Below are 16,133 nucleotides of genomic sequence, written 5' to 3'. Positions count from 1 at the left end.
AGGGTGATCGGCTGGGCAGGTGAGTGGTCAGTGGCGGGTGCAGTTCGACGCGGTGGTCGCCTTCGCCAACGGCGGGGGCCTGAGCACCGAGGGATTCCGGCTGGACATACCGGGAAACGGGATCGACGACGGCGACCTGGCAGCGCTCTTCGTCCGACATCTCGGCCTGCTGATGGTGTCCGACGTGCAGATCACCAACAAGACGGTCATCGAGGAAACCCACAAGGGCGGACGGGCCGTCAGGGGCGTGGCCGACGCCACCCAGGGCCGGCGGCTCGTCGAGCTGAGTCACGTGATCCACGACGGGATGATCACCCTGCCCGGCTGGCCGGCGCCCCGAATCACCGACTGGCTGACCCGGGAGGCGTCCCGGCAGCACTACGCTCCGGGCACCGAGTTCCACGTGGCGCGGATCGACATGATCGCCAACACCGGCACCTACCTGGACACGCCTGCCCACCGGTACGCCGACGGCGCCGACCTGGCCGCCACCCCGTTGGACCGCCTCGCCGACCTGCCCGCCCTGGTCGTACGGCTGCCCGCCGGGGCCCGCGCGGTGGACCGCCTGCTGCTGGCACCGTACAACGTCAGCGGCAAGGCCGTGCTGCTGCACACCGGCTGGGACGTGCATTTCGGCACCGACCGGTACGGCGCGCCGGAGGCGCCCTACCTGACCGGCGACGGCGCGCAGGCGCTGGTGCAGGCCGGTGCGGTCCTGGTCGGCATCGACTCGATCAACATCGACGACATGGGTCCGGCGGCGGGCGGTCAGCGCCCGGCGCACAGTGCCCTGCTGGCCGCCGGTATCCCGATCGTGGAACACCTCACCGGGCTGGCCGCGCTGCCGCCGGACGGCTTCCGGTTCACCGCCGCCCCACCGAGGGTCGCCGGCATGGGCACCCTTCCCGTCCGGGCCTTCGCCACCATCGACCGAGAGCGAGACAGGTGAGCACCCCACCACCCGAATTCCCGCCGGACCCCTCCTACGGCGCCCAACCGCCCGGCGGCCCCCTCGGACCGTACCCACCTGGCTTCCCGCCGCCGGGCGGTCAACCACGCCCCGTCGTGCGACGCATCCCCGAGGACCAGCCCTTCGTCGTACGCCCCAACGTCACCAAGCGTGGCCTGGTCTTCCTGGGTCTCGCCCTGGTGCTCATCGTGCCGTTCGCCTGCTGCCTCGGGGGCGGCATCGCGAGTTCGGCCGCTACCGGGAGGGAGTCGTTCCTCGCCGTCGTGGGAGTGTTCGGTTGCCTGCTGGCCGCTGTGTGCCTGCCGCTGGGCCTCCAACTGTGGCTGATCGGCTCCGGCGGCCCGGTGCTGGCGCTGGGCCCGGCGGGTCTCTGGATCCGTACCCGGCCGACCCGGGGCCAGGCTATCTGGCTGCCCTGGGAGGGCGTCGCGCAGATCTCGCGACGCCGCTGGAGCCTGGAGAAGATGCTGGTCGTCCGGCCGCGCGACGCGGACGCCCTGCGGAACCTCGGCGCGTACACCGCGCTGGACACCGGGTTGTTGAGCGCCTTCTACGGTTCCGGGCTTGTCGCCACCCTCAACTTCGCCGACAAGTCCGAGGCCGACATCCTGGCGGCCGTCGCCCACTTCAGCGCCGGCCGCTGCCCCCTCACCTGACACCCCTGCAGCGGTGCGATCTTGGACAGTTTCCGTTAGCTGCTAACGGAAACTGTCCAAGATCGCGGGGCCCGACGTTCTGGGCTCGTGCGCAACCGCAGCGGTCAGTAGCGCACCGAGATGCGGCGGTCAACCGCGTCGATGCGGACGTCACCGCCGTACGGGATGATCAACTGTGGGTCGGTGTGGCCGAGGTCGACGTCGAAGACCAGGACCGCGGCCGGGGCGTACTCGGCGAAGGCTCGGGTGATCGCGGCGCGCTGCTCCCGGGCGTACCCCGTCTTCTCCTGCGGGGTGAGCCGGCGGTCGAAGTTCCACGCCTTGGCCCGGCCCACCAGCGCGGCCGGGAAGGCGGCGAGCAGGCCGCGCTCGCCGAGGTTGCGCAGCATCCGGTACACCTCCGTGGCCGGGGGCAGTTCCTCGGAGGTCTCGATCAGGAAGACCGAGCCGGCGAGCTGGTCGACCGGCGCGACCCGGTCGGCGGCGAGCAGCCAGTGCAACACCCTCCAGGTTTCCACCCCAGGTACGGCCCTCGACCACCGTGGCGGGGCCCTGCCAGCTCCAGCCGGTGCCGGGAGACATCACCGGCTCGTCCGCCAGCGACGCCGGATCGTTCCAGTCGCGCGGTTCGTCGCCCCACTCGGTCGCCGGGGCAAGGTCGTACCCACCCGAGGTCAGCAGCGCCGCGCGCAGCGAGTCGGCGGTCAGCGGGTGCAGCGCGCCGGACCGGCCGAGGTGCACCAGCACCGAGCCACCGTGATAGCTGACGATGCCGAGCCGGTGCAGATGGTTGAGCAGGTTGGTGTTGTCCGAGTACCCGAAGTAGGGCTTCGGGTTGGCTCGCAGCACAGCGTCGTCCAGGTGCGGGGTGACGGTGATCAGGTCCTCGCCACCGACGGTGGCGAGCACGGCGGTGATCGTGGGGTCGGCGAAGGCGTCGGTCAGGTCCCGCGCGCGGTCACGCAGGTCGGCACCCATGATCCGGGTGGTTGGGTACTCCACCGGCTCCAGGCCGTACTCCTCGCGCAGCCGACGCAGGCCCAGCTCGTACACGTGGGGGAACAGGCCCGGCAGGCCGGCGGAGGGTGAGACGACCGCGACGCGGTCGCCGGGCCGTGGCTTGGGCGGGTATATCGGTGTTCCCATGACCCGCAGGTTAAAGACCGCGGGAAGCGAGTTTCCACCCGACGATGTTAGAAAGGGACCCTTCTTCTACACGAGGCGTTAACAAGGGGCCCTTCCTTGCATCAGGGGTGGCGTGGATACGATCGGGGGAGTCGGACAGCGCTGTCCTTCGTACTGAGGTGAGGAGCGCATGGTGACCGACCAGCATGATCACGACGGCCCCGACGCCGCCCTGCGCGCCGACATCCGCAGGCTGGGCACGTTGCTCGGACAAACTCTGGCCCGTCAGGAGGGGCGCCCACTGCTCGACCTGGTCGAGGAGATCCGCGCCCAGGTACGCACCGACGCCCCGGCCGCCGCCCGGCGGCTCGGCGGGCTCGATGTGACCACCGGCACCAAGCTGGCGCGGGCCTTCTCGACCTACTTCCACCTGGCCAACATCACCGAGCAGGTGCACCGCGCCCGTGACCTGCGCCGTCGCCGCGCCATCCAGGGCGGCTGGCTGGACCAGGCGGCCAAGATGATCGCCGAACGCGGGGTGCCGGCCGAGGAGATCGCATCGGTGGCCCGCCGGTTGGCGGTTCGTCCGGTCTTCACCGCCCACCCGACCGAGGCGGCCCGCCGGTCGATCCTGTCGAAGCTGCGCGCGATCGCCGACGAACTGGACGCCGAGACGGCCAACGCGATCCTCTACGGTGCCAGCGACGAGGGCCCGGCGAACCGGCGGCTGGCCGAGCTGCTCGACCTGATGTGGCAGACCGACGAGCTGCGCCTGGACCGGCCGGACCCGACCGACGAGGCGCGCAACGCCATCTACTATCTGCGTGACCTGTACGCCGAGGCGGCTCCGCAGGTGCTCGACGACCTCGCCGAGACGCTGCGTACCCTCGGTGTGGAGACCTCCCCCACGGCCCGGCCGCTGACCTTCGGCACCTGGATCGGCGGCGACCGGGACGGCAACCCGTTCGTCACTCCGACGGTGACCCGTGAGGTGCTGGCCATTCAGCACGAGCATGGCTTGACCGCCACCGAGGCGGCGATGGAGGAGCTGATCAACGAGGTGTCGGTCTCCCGCCGGTTGCGCGGGGTGTCGCTCGACCTCTCCGCCAGCCTCGCCGCCGACCTCGACGCGCTACCCGAGGTGGCACCCCGGTTCCGCCGGGTCAACGCGGAGGAGCCGTACCGGCTCAAGGCCCGTTGTGTACGCGCCAAGCTCGCCAACACCCGGGCCCGGCTGCGTCAGGGCACGCCGCACGTGCCGGGGCGGGACTACCGTGGCTCGGCCGAGCTGATCGCCGACCTGGATCTGCTGCGCGCCTCGCTGGCCCGCAACTCCGGTCAGCTGACCGCCGTCGGCCGGCTCGCCTCGACCATCCGTACCGTCTCGGCGTTCGGCCTGCACCTGGCGACCATGGACGTCCGTGAGCACGCCGAGAAGCACCACGAGGTCCTCACCCAGTTGTACGCGGCGGTGGGCGAGGTCGACGGCTACCCGTCGCTGAGCCGGCTGGAGCGCACCAAGCTGCTCGCCGACGAGCTGACCGGCCGTCGGCCGTTGTCGACCGCGGACACGCCGCTGAGCGAGTCGGCCCGCAAGACGTTCGACGTGTTCGGCACCATCCGCGAGGCGCAGGACCGGTTCGGCTCCGAGGTGATCGAGTCGTACATCATCTCGATGACCCTCGGCGTCGACGACGTGCTCGCCGCGGTGGTGCTCGCCCGCGAGGCCGGCCTGGTCGACGTGCACAGCGGCCGGGCCCGGATCGGTTTCGTGCCGCTGCTGGAGACCCCGGCCGAGCTGAACACCGGTGGCGAACTGCTCGACGAGTTGCTGTCGCTGCCGGCGTACCGGGCGCTGGTGGCGGCCCGGGGAGACGTGCAGGAGGTGATGCTCGGCTACTCCGACTCCAACAAGGAGGCCGGCATCACCACCAGCCAGTGGTCCATCCACCGGGCGCAGCGGGCACTGCGCGACGTGGCCGCCCGGCACGGAGTGCACCTGCGGCTCTTCCACGGCCGGGGCGGCACGGTCGGGCGCGGCGGCGGCCCCACGCACGACGCGATCCTGGCCCAGCCGTACGGCACCCTCGACGGCGAGATCAAGGTGACCGAACAGGGCGAGGTGATCTCCGACAAGTACACGCTGCCGGCGCTGGCCCGGGAGAACCTGGAGCTGAGCGTGGCCGCCGTGCTCCAGGCGACGCTGCTGCACACCGCGCCCCGGCAACCCGCTGAGATGCTGGAACGTTGGGACGCGACGATGGACGCGGTGTCCGAGTCGGCCTTCCGGTCGTACCGGTCGCTGGTGGAGGATCCGGACCTGCCCGCGTACTTCTGGGCCTCCACCCCGACGGAGTTGCTCGGTGCGCTGAACATCGGCTCCCGGCCGGCGAAGCGGCCGAACACCGGTGCCGGGCTGTCCGGGCTGCGGGCCATTCCGTGGGTGTTCGGTTGGACCCAGACCCGACAGATCGTGCCCGGTTGGTTCGGGGTCGGCTCCGGCCTGGCCGCCGCGCGGGAGGCCGGTCTGGCGGACGTGCTGGCCGAGATGCACCGCAACTGGCACTTCTTCCGCACGTTCCTGTCCAACGTGGAGATGATGCTGAGCAAGACTGACCTCGGCATCGCCCGCCGGTACGTGGAGACCCTGGTCCCGAAGAAGCTGCACCCGATCTTCGACAAGATCGAGCAGGAGTACGAGCTGACCCGGCGCGAGGTGCTGGCGGTCACCGACTCACCCGACCTGCTGGAGAACTCCCCGGTGCTGCAACGCACCCTCGCCGTACGCGACACCTACCTGGAACCGTTGCACCACCTCCAGGTGGCGCTGCTGCGGCAGTACCGCGAGTCAGGGGCGGCCGGACGATCGGTGGCGACCGCGCCGGGTGGCCGGCGTGCCCCCAGCGACGGCACCGCCCTGGAGCGGGCCCTGCTCACCACGGTCAACGGCATCGCCGCCGGCATGCGCAACACCGGCTGAGGAGTAAGGAAGGGCCCCTTCCTAACGCGTACGGTAGAGGAAGGGGCCCTTCCCAACATCAGCCTCCCGGTCGGAGCACCCGGCTCGCCGCCGCAGCGTTGTCGGCCGCCGCCTGGGTGCGCTGGGCGCCGGTGACGCAGACATCGTCACCGATGAACGCCTCCCGCCAGACGTACCCGGAAATGCAGGTGTGCGGCCCGTACGCCCCGTTGACCCACCGCGACGCCGCCGCCGCGTTGTCGGCCGCGACCTGGGTGCGCGTCGCGCCGGTCACGCAGACCCGGTCGCTGGGCCGGGCCTCACGCCAGACGTACCCCTGCAGGCAGCGGTTGACGATGTCGGTGGTGACGGTGACGGTGGCGTTGTTGCCGGACCGGCCGTTGACGCTGATCTGCACCCCGTTGGCGTTGAGCGACTGCGCGGGACCGCCTCCGGGTCCGGTGCGCAGCAGATAGGGGGTGCCGTCGCGGACCTCGTGCAACAGGACGGTGTCGGCCGGGATACCGGCGCTCCAGCCGGTCTTGCGGCGGTACTCGACGGTGTAGTAGTTGAACAGGTCACCGGGATTGAACGGGATCCGGACCAGCTGCGGTCCGCTCGCCGTCGGCGTCTCCAGCGCGGCGAGCGAGATCGTCCGGGTGCCGACCCCGTCCGCGCCCATGGTGAAGATCCGGTTCTTCGGCAGCCAGCCGATCTCGTCGCGGTGCGGGCCGTTGAGCCCGACCGCGCTGGTGCCGTAGTTCGCGGTGGCGAAGGCGTAGATGTGCATCGCGCTCATCTCGTCCCACGGGTCGTCGTACTCGCCCGGCTGCGACCAGGACGCGTTCTGGTACGTGGTGTCGTTGGAGTACGAGTGGCCCAGGCCCATGCCGTGCAGCATCTCGTGCGCGGCGAAGCCGACGTTCCACGCACCGGGGTCCAGCAGCACCCGGCCACCGGAGGCACCCGAGTCGACCCAGTCGTTGAGCATCACGGCGATGCGGTGGCCGGCCGGCACGGTGTAGCCGTTCGCGGCCGCGGTGTCGATACACCGCTGGATCCGTGTCCCCCGGCTGATGTCCCGGTAGTCGTCCAGCGTCCAGGACATCGTGTACCAGCCCCGTACCGCCGATCCGGCCAACGAGACGCGACCGCCGGACTGGTCGGTGAAGTAGTCGGCCACGCCGCCGGTGCCCGCACCCGCCGGGGTGAGAAAGTTGGCGAAGAACAACGGCGGCTGCGGGGTGGCGGGCCGGTCGCTGAACCGGCACAGCAGGATCGACCAGGGCGTGTTGTTCCGGATCGGGGTGGCCGACGCGGGCCCGGCCGGCACCAAGACGGCACCGGCCAGGGCACCGACGAGGGCCAGGGCACCCGCCATGACCCTCCGGGCGACTCTAGAACGCACGCGAACCTCCATTGTGGGTGTACCGGCAGTTGGGACGGTGCGAGCATCAGACAACGGGATTCGGTGGTTGGCAGCGGACGAGTCGGCTTGCCGACCGCCGGGGATCCGACGATGCCGGGCCGGCCGTGACGCCCGAAACATCTTCGGCCGATATTCCGCGCGGCGGGGCGTGGGCATCCGTCGAGGTGCCGGTGGCTCATCTTTGGCAAGCTCATCGAATGGAGTTCTCGACCCTCGCGGTTGTCGTCGTCTGTCTCGGTGCCGGTGGCGCGGTCGGCTGGTTCGCCGCTCGGGCCCGCTCGATGGCCGAGATCGCCCGGCTGGACGCCACCCTGCGCGCCACCCGTGAGGGTGAGGGGCGGCTGGAGCAGTCGATGCGGGCGTTGAGTTACGAGGCGACGGCCCAGTCGCAGGAGGCGGTGGCCCGGGCGGTGGCCCCGCTGCACGACACGTTGCGGCGCTACGAGCAGCGGGTCGCCGACCTCGAACGGGAGCGGGTCGACGCGTACGCCGAACTGCGCGAGCAGGTCCGCTCGATGAGTGTGGTCTCCGGCGAGCTGCGCACGGAGACCAAACAGCTGGTGGCAGCGCTGCGCGCGCCACAGGTACGCGGCCGGTGGGGCGAGCACCAGTTGCGCCGCATCGTCGAGGCCGCCGGCATGCTGGAGCACTGCGACTTCGCCGAGCAGGTCACCGCCGCCACCGACCAGCAGACGGTACGCCCCGACCTGGTGGTCCGCCTGCATGGCGGTCGGAGCGTGGTGGTGGACGCCAAGGCGCCGTTCGACGCGTACCTCACCGCGATGGAGGCGCGCGACGAGCGGGGCCGGGACACCCACCTGGACCTGCACGCGAAGCATCTCCGGGCGCACGTCGACGCGTTGGCCGCGAAGTCGTACTGGGCCGCGTTCGAGTCCACTCCGGAGTTCGTGGTGCTCTTCGTGCCGGCCGACCCGTTCCTGGACGTCGCCCTGCAACGTGATCCGACGCTGTTGGAGCATGCGTTCGCCCGCAACGTGGTGCTGGCCACCCCGGCCACTCTGGTCGCGCTGCTGCGTACGGTCGCCTGGTCGTGGCGGTCGGAACAGCTGGCCCGCAACGCGATGGCCGTGCACACGCTGGCGCGGGAACTGTACGGACGGTTGTCGACGCTCGGTGACCACGTCGGCAAGCTGGGTGCCTCGCTCGGCGGCGCGGTCACCGCCTACAACCGGGCGGTGGGCTCGTTGGAGGCCCGGGTGCTGGTCAGCGCCCGCAAACTGGCCGAGCTGGGCGTATCGGATCAGGAACTGCCCACGCCGGGGCAGGTGGAGTTGGCACCTCGGCAGCCGCAGGCGCCGGAACTCCTTCCAGAATCCAGTTCGGATGGTCGAACTCGGTCTGAGTGAAATCGACCTCTACCATCTTCGATGTGACAATGTGCGTCTCGCGTATCACGAGATGGTCACAACGTACCTGCCGGTAGTGACATCGATGGTCGGCACCACGAAGGATTTCGCTCACGCGTGCCCTGCATCTGAGGGCGCCTGAGTTCTCTGGAGGAAAGAGAACGTGAGTAGACCCCGAAACCTGAGCCGGCGTACCTCGGCCGCGCTCTTCGCCTCGGTGATGGCGGCCAGCGCCGTGACCGTGGCGGGCGGTGCCGCCACCGCGAGCGCCGCTCCTGCCGGACCCGACGCCGCGCAGGCCACCCCCGCCGAGGCGTTGAGCCAGCATGACGCCAAGCTGCTTGCCGAGGCGGAGGCGAAGAACGCCCCCACCGTCACGATGATCGTCGCCACCGACAAGGGCAAGGCGAAGGACGTCGCCGACGACCTCAAGGACCTCGGCGCTGCCGTCACCGAACGCTACGACACCATCGGATACGTGCTCGCGAAGGTGCCGACCAGCAAGGCGGTCAAGGCCGCCAAGCTGCCCGGTGTCGCCGCGATCGACCTGGACGAGGAGATCAAGCTCCCCGACCCGACGCCGGACGTCGCGCCGGACGGCAGGAAGGCCGGCAAGCAGGGCAGCACGCTCGCTGGTCCCGGGGCCAAGACACCCGCCGACAACCCGTACATGCCGACGAACGAGACCGGTGCGGTCAAGTTCGTCAAGCAGAACAAGAAGTGGGACGGCCGCGGCGTCACCATCGGCATCATGGACTCCGGTGTGGACCTGGAACACCCTGCGCTGCAGAAGACCACCACCGGCGAGCGCAAGATCGTCGACTGGGTGACCGCCACCGACCCGTTCGAGGACGCAACCTGGCGGCCGATGATCAACCAGGTGACCGGGCCGACGTTCACCCTGGCCGGTCGCACCTGGACCGCGCCGGCCGGCACCTACCGGTTCAACCTGTTCAACGAGAACATCACGAACAACAGCGACCCGGCCGGTGACGTCAACCGCGACGGCGACAACACCGACCAGTTCGGCATCCTGTTCGACCCGGCCACCAACAACGTCTGGGTCGACACCGACCAGGACGGCGACTTCACCGACGAGGCCGTGATGCGGCCGTACAAGGAGAAGTTCGACGTCGGTTACTTCGGCACCGACAACCCGGCGACGCCGGCCCAGGAGCGGATGTCGTTCGTCGTCGAGTACCGCAAGAACGTGGACACCACCCCGCTGGGCGGTCCCGGTCTGGTCGACTACGTCAACATCGGCATCATCGAGAGCGCGCACGGCACGCACGTCGCCGGCATCACCGCCGCCAACGACATGCTCGGCAACAGCGCGTTCGACGGAGCGGCCCCCGGCGCCAAGATCGTTTCCTCCCGTGCCTGTTCCTGGGGCGGTGGCTGCACGGCCGCCGCACTCACCACCGGCATGGCCGATCTGGTGATCAACCGCGGGGTCGACGTGATCAACATGTCGATCGGTGGCCTGCCGGCGCTCAACGACGGCAACAACGCCCGCGCCACCCTCTACAACAACCTGATCACCACCTACGGGGTGCAGATGTTCATCTCGGCCGGCAACTCCGGCCCGGGCGTGAACACCATCGGCGACCCGTCGGCGTCGACGAACGTGGTCAGCGTCGCCGCCAGCGTCAGCAAGGACACCTGGCTGGCCAACTACGGCTCGGTGGTCAAGAAGAAGAACGCCCTGTTCAACTTCTCCTCGCGCGGCCCGCGTGAGGACGGTGGCGCCAAGCCGAACATCGCCGCGCCGGGCTCGGCCATCTCCACCACCCCGGTCTGGCAGGCCGGCAGCCCGGTCGCCGAGGCCGGTTACTCACTGCCGCCGGGCTATGGCATGTTCAACGGCACGTCGATGGCCTCCCCGCAGGCTGCCGGTGCCGCCGCGCTGCTGCTCTCGGCCGCCAAGGCGACCGACAAGGGCATCACCCCGGAGATGCTGCGCCGGGCGATCTACACCTCGGCCAAGCCGATCGCCGACACCCCGACCTACGGGCAGGGCTACGGCATGTTCGACGTGCCGGGTGCCTGGAAGCTGCTCAAGAAGGGTGTGCAGACCCGCTCGTACACCGCCGACGCACCGGTCTGCACGGTGCTCTCCGGCATGCTGGCCACCCCGAACCGTGGCACCGGCATCTACAACCGCTGCGGCTCCGCCGACGGCGGCCACAAGATCAACCAGTCGAAGTCGTACCAGGTCCAGCTGACCCGGACCAGCGGCCCGACCGGCAACGTCAAGCACAAGGTCGAGCTGCGCGGCAACAACGGCACCTTCTCGGCGCCGAAGAACGTCACGCTGCCGCTGAACCGGACCGTCACCATCACGATCAACGCCAAGCCCAAGAGCGCGGGCGCACACAGCACGATCGTGACCGTCGACGACCCGGCCACCAACACGATCGACTTCGAGTTCTCCGCCGTGGTGGTGGCCTCGAACGACGTCAGCAAGCCCAACTTCGCCTACTCGGCACGGGGCTCGGTGGACCGGAACAGCACCACGTCGTACTTCGTGACGGTGCCGCCGGGTGCCGGTGCGCTGCAGGTGAACCTCTCCGGCATCGCCACCGGGTCGCAGACCCGCTTCATCGCGTTCAACCCGTGGGGTGTGCCGGTGGAGAGCACCTCCAGCCTGACCTGCTACACCAACTTCGCCAGCGCCTGCAACGCCTTCGAGCGTGACTACCAGAACCCAATGCCGGGTGTCTGGGAGATCGAGGTCGAGTCCCGGCGGACCTCGCCGTCGCTGAACAACCCGTACCAGCTCCAGGCACGGGTTCAGGGCGTCGCCGTCGAGCCGGCCGTGGTCGAACTGCCGTCGGTCACCGCCGGCACCCCGACCCCGGTCACCTGGTCGCTGACGAACACCTTCGGCCCGGTCACGGTGACCGGCCAGGGTGGTCCGCTGGCCAGCTCGCACGCCGAGCGGGCGACCATCGCGGAGTACGCGGAGCAGGAGTTCACCGTCGACGTGCCGGCGGGGGCCACCAGCTTCACCGCCCGCATCGGCAACACCTCGAACGCCGGTGCCGACCTCGACCTGTTCGTCTACCGGGGCGGTGCCCTGGTGGCCTACAACGCCGACGGCGACTCCGAGGAGTTCGTGACCATCGCCAACCCGCCGGCGGGCACCTACACCGTGGTCGTCGAGGCGTACTCGGTCGACGGTGCCGGTGGCAGCACCGAGTACGACTACCGGGACTCGTTCTCCTCCCCGGCGCTCGGCACCCTCGCGGCGTCGGGCGGCACCCTCACCCTCGCGCACGGCGCCACCGGCACCATCTCGGGCACGGTGACCGCCCAGTCCGCCCCGTCCGCGGGTCGGTCGCTCTTCGGTGAGCTGTCCGTGGTGACCACCGAAGGCGCGGTCGTCGGCCGCGGCGCGGTCTCGGTCGGCGCGGTGAACTGACACCACCCGCACCACCAGGAAGCCCGTCTCCGATCCTTCGGAGACGGGCTTCCGTCCGTCTACCGCCCGGGATCATCGGTGAGATGGCTGCTATCCAGCTCGGCCCGTTCCGGGCGATGGACGCTGGTGGGCACACAAACCCACGACGAGCAGCAGGTACGCGGCCAGCTCGATGGCGGCGGCGACCGCCGGTCCGGGCGCGGGCACACTCGTGTTGGCATGGAACGCGCTGGTGAACAGGGCGCCACGGTCCACGTACGACGGCAGCGGGAGCGGAGCCAGGGCCGCGTCAAGCTGCGACAGAGCGACAAGTGCCAGCAGGGCGGCACCGCTGGCGGCGAGCCGGCGGCGGCAACCGGCCAGCAGTACGGCCAGGACGATCGTGCCGAAGGCGACGACGAGGGGCGCCAGCACTGCGGCGGTCACCTCCACACCGGTCGGACCGCCGTACCCGGGGTGTACCCGCTGCGCTTCCCGTACCGCGAGGTGGACCTCGACCAGCCGGAGGACCGCGTACCCGGCCACCAGTGCCGCCGCCAGTGTCGCGCCGGTGAGGACCAGCCGGTTCGGGCGGGCTTCCCGCCACCGCATGGCGACCAGCAGCACCAGCACGAAGGCCAGCGCCGCCCAGCTCATGCGAAGGCCGGTGAGGAACCCCAGGGTCAGGTCAGCCGGACCGGACCGGAGGACCTGCAGACGACCGGTGCCGGCGGGCGGCATGGTGGCGAACGCGTCGACGACAAGCACGGTCAGCGCCAGCGGTACCACCCAGGGCCGGGAGCGCGGCCGGGCGGTCAGGGCGTACACCACCAGCAGCAGCAACGCGGCCACCTCGGCCTGACGCAGCAGGGGAACACCGGTGAGGATGCCGACGACGTGCACGGCGGCGAGGGCCCCGGCCGCCGTGGGAAGGATCGGTCGGTACCGCACCGGGGCATCCTGCCATCAACTGATCCACACCGTCGTCCGGGCGGTGAGGGGCCCTCGGAGCCTCGTTCAACCGCGCTTGGCGGAGCTCACCACGAACGGGGTGCCCTGCTGGCAGGTGGACATCATGGTCGGGTCGGGTCGCCCGGTCACCGTCACCGACGTGCCTGCGGTGAGTACGTCGCGGGGGCCGCCGAGCAGCAGGTAACCATCGAGCAGCAGGCAGCCGGGCTCGACGCCGGACTCGATCCGACCGGTCAGGGTGATCTCGCCGGTCGTCGACGGCTTCGAAGGGGCGCTCGGCCGGACCGTCGGTCGGGTGGTGGGTGCCGTCGGGTCCGCCGGATCGGAGGGCGAGGGTGCGGACAGGCTCGGGTCCGGGGTCGGCAACTCGGTCACGGGTGATGCTCCCGTCGGGGTGGGGGTGGTGGTGCCCTCCCCCGCGTCCTGGCCGCCGCAGGCGGCGAGCGCCGTGCAGATGATCAGCGCGGTGGCGGCGATCCGAAGGGTCCTCATGTCAGGCTCTGACGCACCGGGGCGGTGAACAGTTCCATCGGGCCGGCCCGGCGTGCTCAGTCGCGGGCCGCCGCAGCGGCCTTCATGTCGCGCTTGAGTTCCTGCGGCAGCGAGAAGGTGAGCCGCTCGTTCGCGGTCACCACTTCCTCCACGTCGGTGAAGCCGCGCTCGGCGAGGTGTGCCAGCACCTCCTGCACCAGCTCCTCCGGCACGCTGGCACCCGAGGTCAGCCCCACCGTCCGCGCGTCGGCCAGCCAGGCGTCCTCGATCTCGTGGGCGAAGTCGACCAGGTGCCCGGCGCGGGCACCGCCGTCGAGGGCCACCTCGACCAGGCGTATGGAGTTGGACGAGTTGCGTGAGCCGACGACGATCACCACGTCGCATTCCGGCGCGATCTCCTTGATCACATACTGCCGGTTGCTGGTGGCGTAGCAGATGTCGTCACTGGGCGGCGACTGGAGCATCGGCAGCCGCTTCTTGAGCCGGGCCACGGTCTCCATCGTCTCGTCCACCGACAGCGTCGTCTGTGACAGCCAGACGACCTTGTTCGGGTCCCGCACGGTGATCCGGTCGGCGTCCTCCGGACCGTCCACCAGCTGGATGTGCTCCGGCGCCTCCCCGGAGGTGCCGATGACCTCTTCGTGCCCCTCGTGACCGATGAGCAGGATGTCGTAGTCCTCGGCGGCGAACCGCTTCGCCTCGTGGTGCACCTTCGTCACCAGCGGACAGGTGGCGTCGATCGCCTTGAGCGACCGCTGCTTCGCCTGCTCGTAGACCTCGGGCGCCACGCCGTGCGCGGAGAAGATCACCGTGGCGCCCTCCGGCACCTCCTCGTTCTCCTCCACGAAGATCGCGCCCTGGGCCTCCAGCGTCTGCACCACGTGCTTGTTGTGCACGATCTGCTTGCGGACGTAGATGGGCGCACCGTAGAGCTTGAGCGCCTCCTCGACGGTCTGCACCGCCCGGTCCACGCCCGCGCAGTAGCCGCGGGGCTTGGCCAGGAGCACGCGCTTGCCGGTCCGGGACGTCACCTCAACCTCAGTCACCCGCCCATCGTACGTGCCGATCCCACCCCCGGCAGCGCCCAAGCCCCCACCCCCCGCCCCCTCCCCCTCCCCGTCCCCCGCCCCTCCCCGTCCCCCGCCCCGTCGATCATGAGGTTGTTCCCCGCGACACGCCGGCGGGAGCGCAATAACCTCATGATCAACGCCAACGGTGGGGCGGATCGTAGGGTGGTGGGGTGGGTGCGGGTGAGGGTGCGGGTGGGAAGAGCAGCTCCGAGGAGCCGTGGCCGGTACGCGTGGTCAGTCAGAAGATCGGTGCATGGGTGGCCCGGCTCGGGTGGGTGTGGGTCGACGGGCAGGTGGCGCAGATCAGTCGACGGCCCGGTGCCAGCACCGTGTTCCTGACGCTGCGTGACCCGTCCGCCGACCTGAGCCTGACGGTCACCACCAACCGCGACGTACTCGACTCCGGTGCGCCTGAGCTGCGCGAGGGTGCCCGGGTGGTGCTGCACGCCAAGCCCGAGTTCTACGCCGCCCGGGGCACGCTGAGCCTGCGCGCGGACGAGATCCGCCAGGTCGGCCTCGGTGAACTGCTCGCTCGGCTGGAGAAGCTCAAGAAGCTGCTGGCCGCCGAGGGGTTGTTCGACCGGGCCCGAAAGCGTCGTCCACCGTTTCTGCCGCAGCGCATCGGGCTCATCACCGGTCGGGCCAGCGCTGCCGAACGCGACGTGCTGACCAATGCCCGCCGGCGCTGGCCGGCCGTGGAGTTCCGGACGGTGAACGTGGCCGTGCAGGGCCCGAGCGCCGTCCCCCAGATCGTGGACGCGCTCAAGGTGCTGGACGCGGACCCGAGCATCGACGTGATCATCCTGGCCCGGGGTGGCGGTGGCATCGAGGATCTGCTCCCCTTCTCCGACGAGGCGCTGTGCCGAGCCGTCTTCGTGTGTCGTACACCGGTGATCAGCGCGATCGGCCACGAAACGGACGCGCCACTTGTCGACTACGTGGCCGACGTCCGCGCGTCGACCCCCACCGACGCGGCGAAACGGGTGGTGCCCGACCTGGCCGAGGAGGTACGCCTGATCAAGCAGGCCCGGTATCGGCTGCATCGGGCCGTACACAACCTCGTCGATCGGGAGTCCCACCGCATCGACGCGCTACGGTCCCGTCCGGTGCTGGCCCGCCCGCAGGTGATGATCGAGCACCGGGCTGCCGAGGTGGCCGCCCTGCGCCAGCGCGCCGGCCGCTGCCTGGATCACCGACTCGCCGCTGCCGGCGACGACCTCCGGCACACCCTGGCTCGGCTGCGCGCCCTCTCTCCGGCCGCCACCCTCGACCGTGGCTACGCCATCGTGCAACGCGGCGACGGTTATGTCGTACGCGCGGCCACCGACGTGGCTCCCGGCGACCCGCTGCGGGTACGCCTCGCTGACGGCGAGTTGGCCGCCACGGTCGACCGTTGACCGGGGTTGTGACGGTGGTGCGGTCATCCGGGGTGTCGGGTGGTTGTGCTGAGATGGGTGCGATGACTGACGAGAAGACCAGCGGGCCGGACGAACGGCTCAGCTACGAGCAGGCCCGCGCCGAACTCGCGTCGGTGGTGGAGCGGCTGGAGGCCGGCGGCACGTCGCTGGAGGAGTCGCTGGCGCTGTGGGAACGCGGCGAAGCGCTGGCGGTCATCTGCCAGCGCTGGCTCGATGGCGCCCGTGCCCGCATCGACGCCGCCCGTCCCGAACCGGCGGCCTGACGCGCAGGC

11 protein-coding genes and 1 pseudogene are annotated in these 16,133 nt (G+C 70.4%); 7 read left to right on the top strand and 5 right to left on the bottom strand.

All coding sequences use genetic code 11. From position 1 onward, the window contains the following. The first annotated feature begins 19 nt into the window (after positions 1-19). Complete coding sequence (locus tag Vlu01_RS01180; RefSeq protein WP_203991273.1) at positions 20-949, top strand: cyclase family protein; 930 nt, start codon at positions 20-22, stop codon at positions 947-949. Between the two features lie 116 nt (positions 950-1,065). Then, positions 1,066-1,626 carry a hypothetical protein gene (locus Vlu01_RS01175; RefSeq protein ID WP_203991270.1) on the top strand — a complete coding sequence of 187 codons (561 nt, stop codon included), beginning with the start codon at positions 1,066-1,068 and terminating at the stop codon, positions 1,624-1,626. A 104-nt stretch (positions 1,627-1,730) separates the two neighbouring features. Here the strand turns inward: Vlu01_RS01175 and Vlu01_RS01170 are convergent. Further along, a pseudogene (locus Vlu01_RS01170) lies at positions 1,731-2,772 on the bottom strand (S66 family peptidase). Positions 2,773-2,944: 172 nt separating this feature from the next. Here Vlu01_RS01170 and ppc point away from each other — a divergent pair. Continuing rightward, complete coding sequence (ppc, locus tag Vlu01_RS01165) at positions 2,945-5,731, top strand: phosphoenolpyruvate carboxylase (protein WP_203991267.1); 2,787 nt, start codon at positions 2,945-2,947, stop codon at positions 5,729-5,731. A gap of 58 nt (positions 5,732-5,789) precedes the next feature. Here the strand turns inward: ppc and Vlu01_RS01160 are convergent, their stop codons facing one another. Continuing rightward, positions 5,790-7,091 (bottom strand): metallopeptidase domain-containing protein, encoded by a 1,302-nt coding sequence (locus tag Vlu01_RS01160; protein ID WP_203991264.1) that lies wholly within the window; start codon positions 7,089-7,091, stop codon positions 5,790-5,792. A gap of 245 nt (positions 7,092-7,336) precedes the next feature. Here Vlu01_RS01160 and Vlu01_RS01155 point away from each other — a divergent pair, with 245 nt between their 5' ends. Both Vlu01_RS01155 and Vlu01_RS01150 read left to right on the top strand, forming a co-directional pair. After that, a complete protein-coding gene (locus tag Vlu01_RS01155; protein WP_203991261.1) occupies positions 7,337-8,506 on the top strand; it encodes a DNA recombination protein RmuC in 1,170 nt (389 codons plus the stop codon). Positions 8,507-8,669: 163 nt separating this feature from the next. After that, a complete protein-coding gene (locus Vlu01_RS01150; protein WP_203991258.1) occupies positions 8,670-11,930 on the top strand; it encodes a S8 family serine peptidase in 3,261 nt (1,086 codons plus the stop codon). A gap of 90 nt (positions 11,931-12,020) precedes the next feature. On the opposite strand, the gene Vlu01_RS01145 is transcribed toward Vlu01_RS01150, so the two are convergent. The 3 genes from Vlu01_RS01145 to Vlu01_RS01135 all read right to left on the bottom strand — a co-directional run bounded on the left by Vlu01_RS01145 (position 12,021) and on the right by Vlu01_RS01135 (position 14,419). Next, positions 12,021-12,860, bottom strand: coding sequence for a hypothetical protein (locus Vlu01_RS01145; protein WP_203991241.1), 840 nt, complete (start codon positions 12,858-12,860; stop codon positions 12,021-12,023). A 66-nt stretch (positions 12,861-12,926) separates the two neighbouring features. Beyond that, a complete protein-coding gene (locus Vlu01_RS01140) occupies positions 12,927-13,373 on the bottom strand; it encodes a hypothetical protein (RefSeq protein ID WP_203991238.1) in 447 nt (148 codons plus the stop codon). Between the two features lie 56 nt (positions 13,374-13,429). Next, a complete protein-coding gene (locus Vlu01_RS01135) occupies positions 13,430-14,419 on the bottom strand; it encodes a 4-hydroxy-3-methylbut-2-enyl diphosphate reductase (protein WP_203991235.1) in 990 nt (329 codons plus the stop codon). Positions 14,420-14,613: 194 nt separating this feature from the next. Here Vlu01_RS01135 and xseA point away from each other — a divergent pair, with 194 nt between their 5' ends. After that, entirely contained in the window at positions 14,614-15,840 is a 1,227-nt protein-coding gene (xseA, locus tag Vlu01_RS01130; protein WP_203991232.1) for an exodeoxyribonuclease VII large subunit, read from the top strand. Between the two features lie 62 nt (positions 15,841-15,902). After that, complete coding sequence (locus tag Vlu01_RS01125; protein ID WP_203991229.1) at positions 15,903-16,124, top strand: exodeoxyribonuclease VII small subunit; 222 nt, start codon at positions 15,903-15,905, stop codon at positions 16,122-16,124. Positions 16,125-16,133 lie beyond the last annotated feature (9 nt).

The sequence above is a fragment of the Micromonospora lutea genome (assembly GCF_016863535.1).
GTDB lineage: Bacteria > Actinomycetota > Actinomycetes > Mycobacteriales > Micromonosporaceae > Micromonospora > Micromonospora lutea.
Note: the sequence above shows the minus strand (reverse complement) of the source record. Positions and strands in the feature narration are given on the sequence as shown.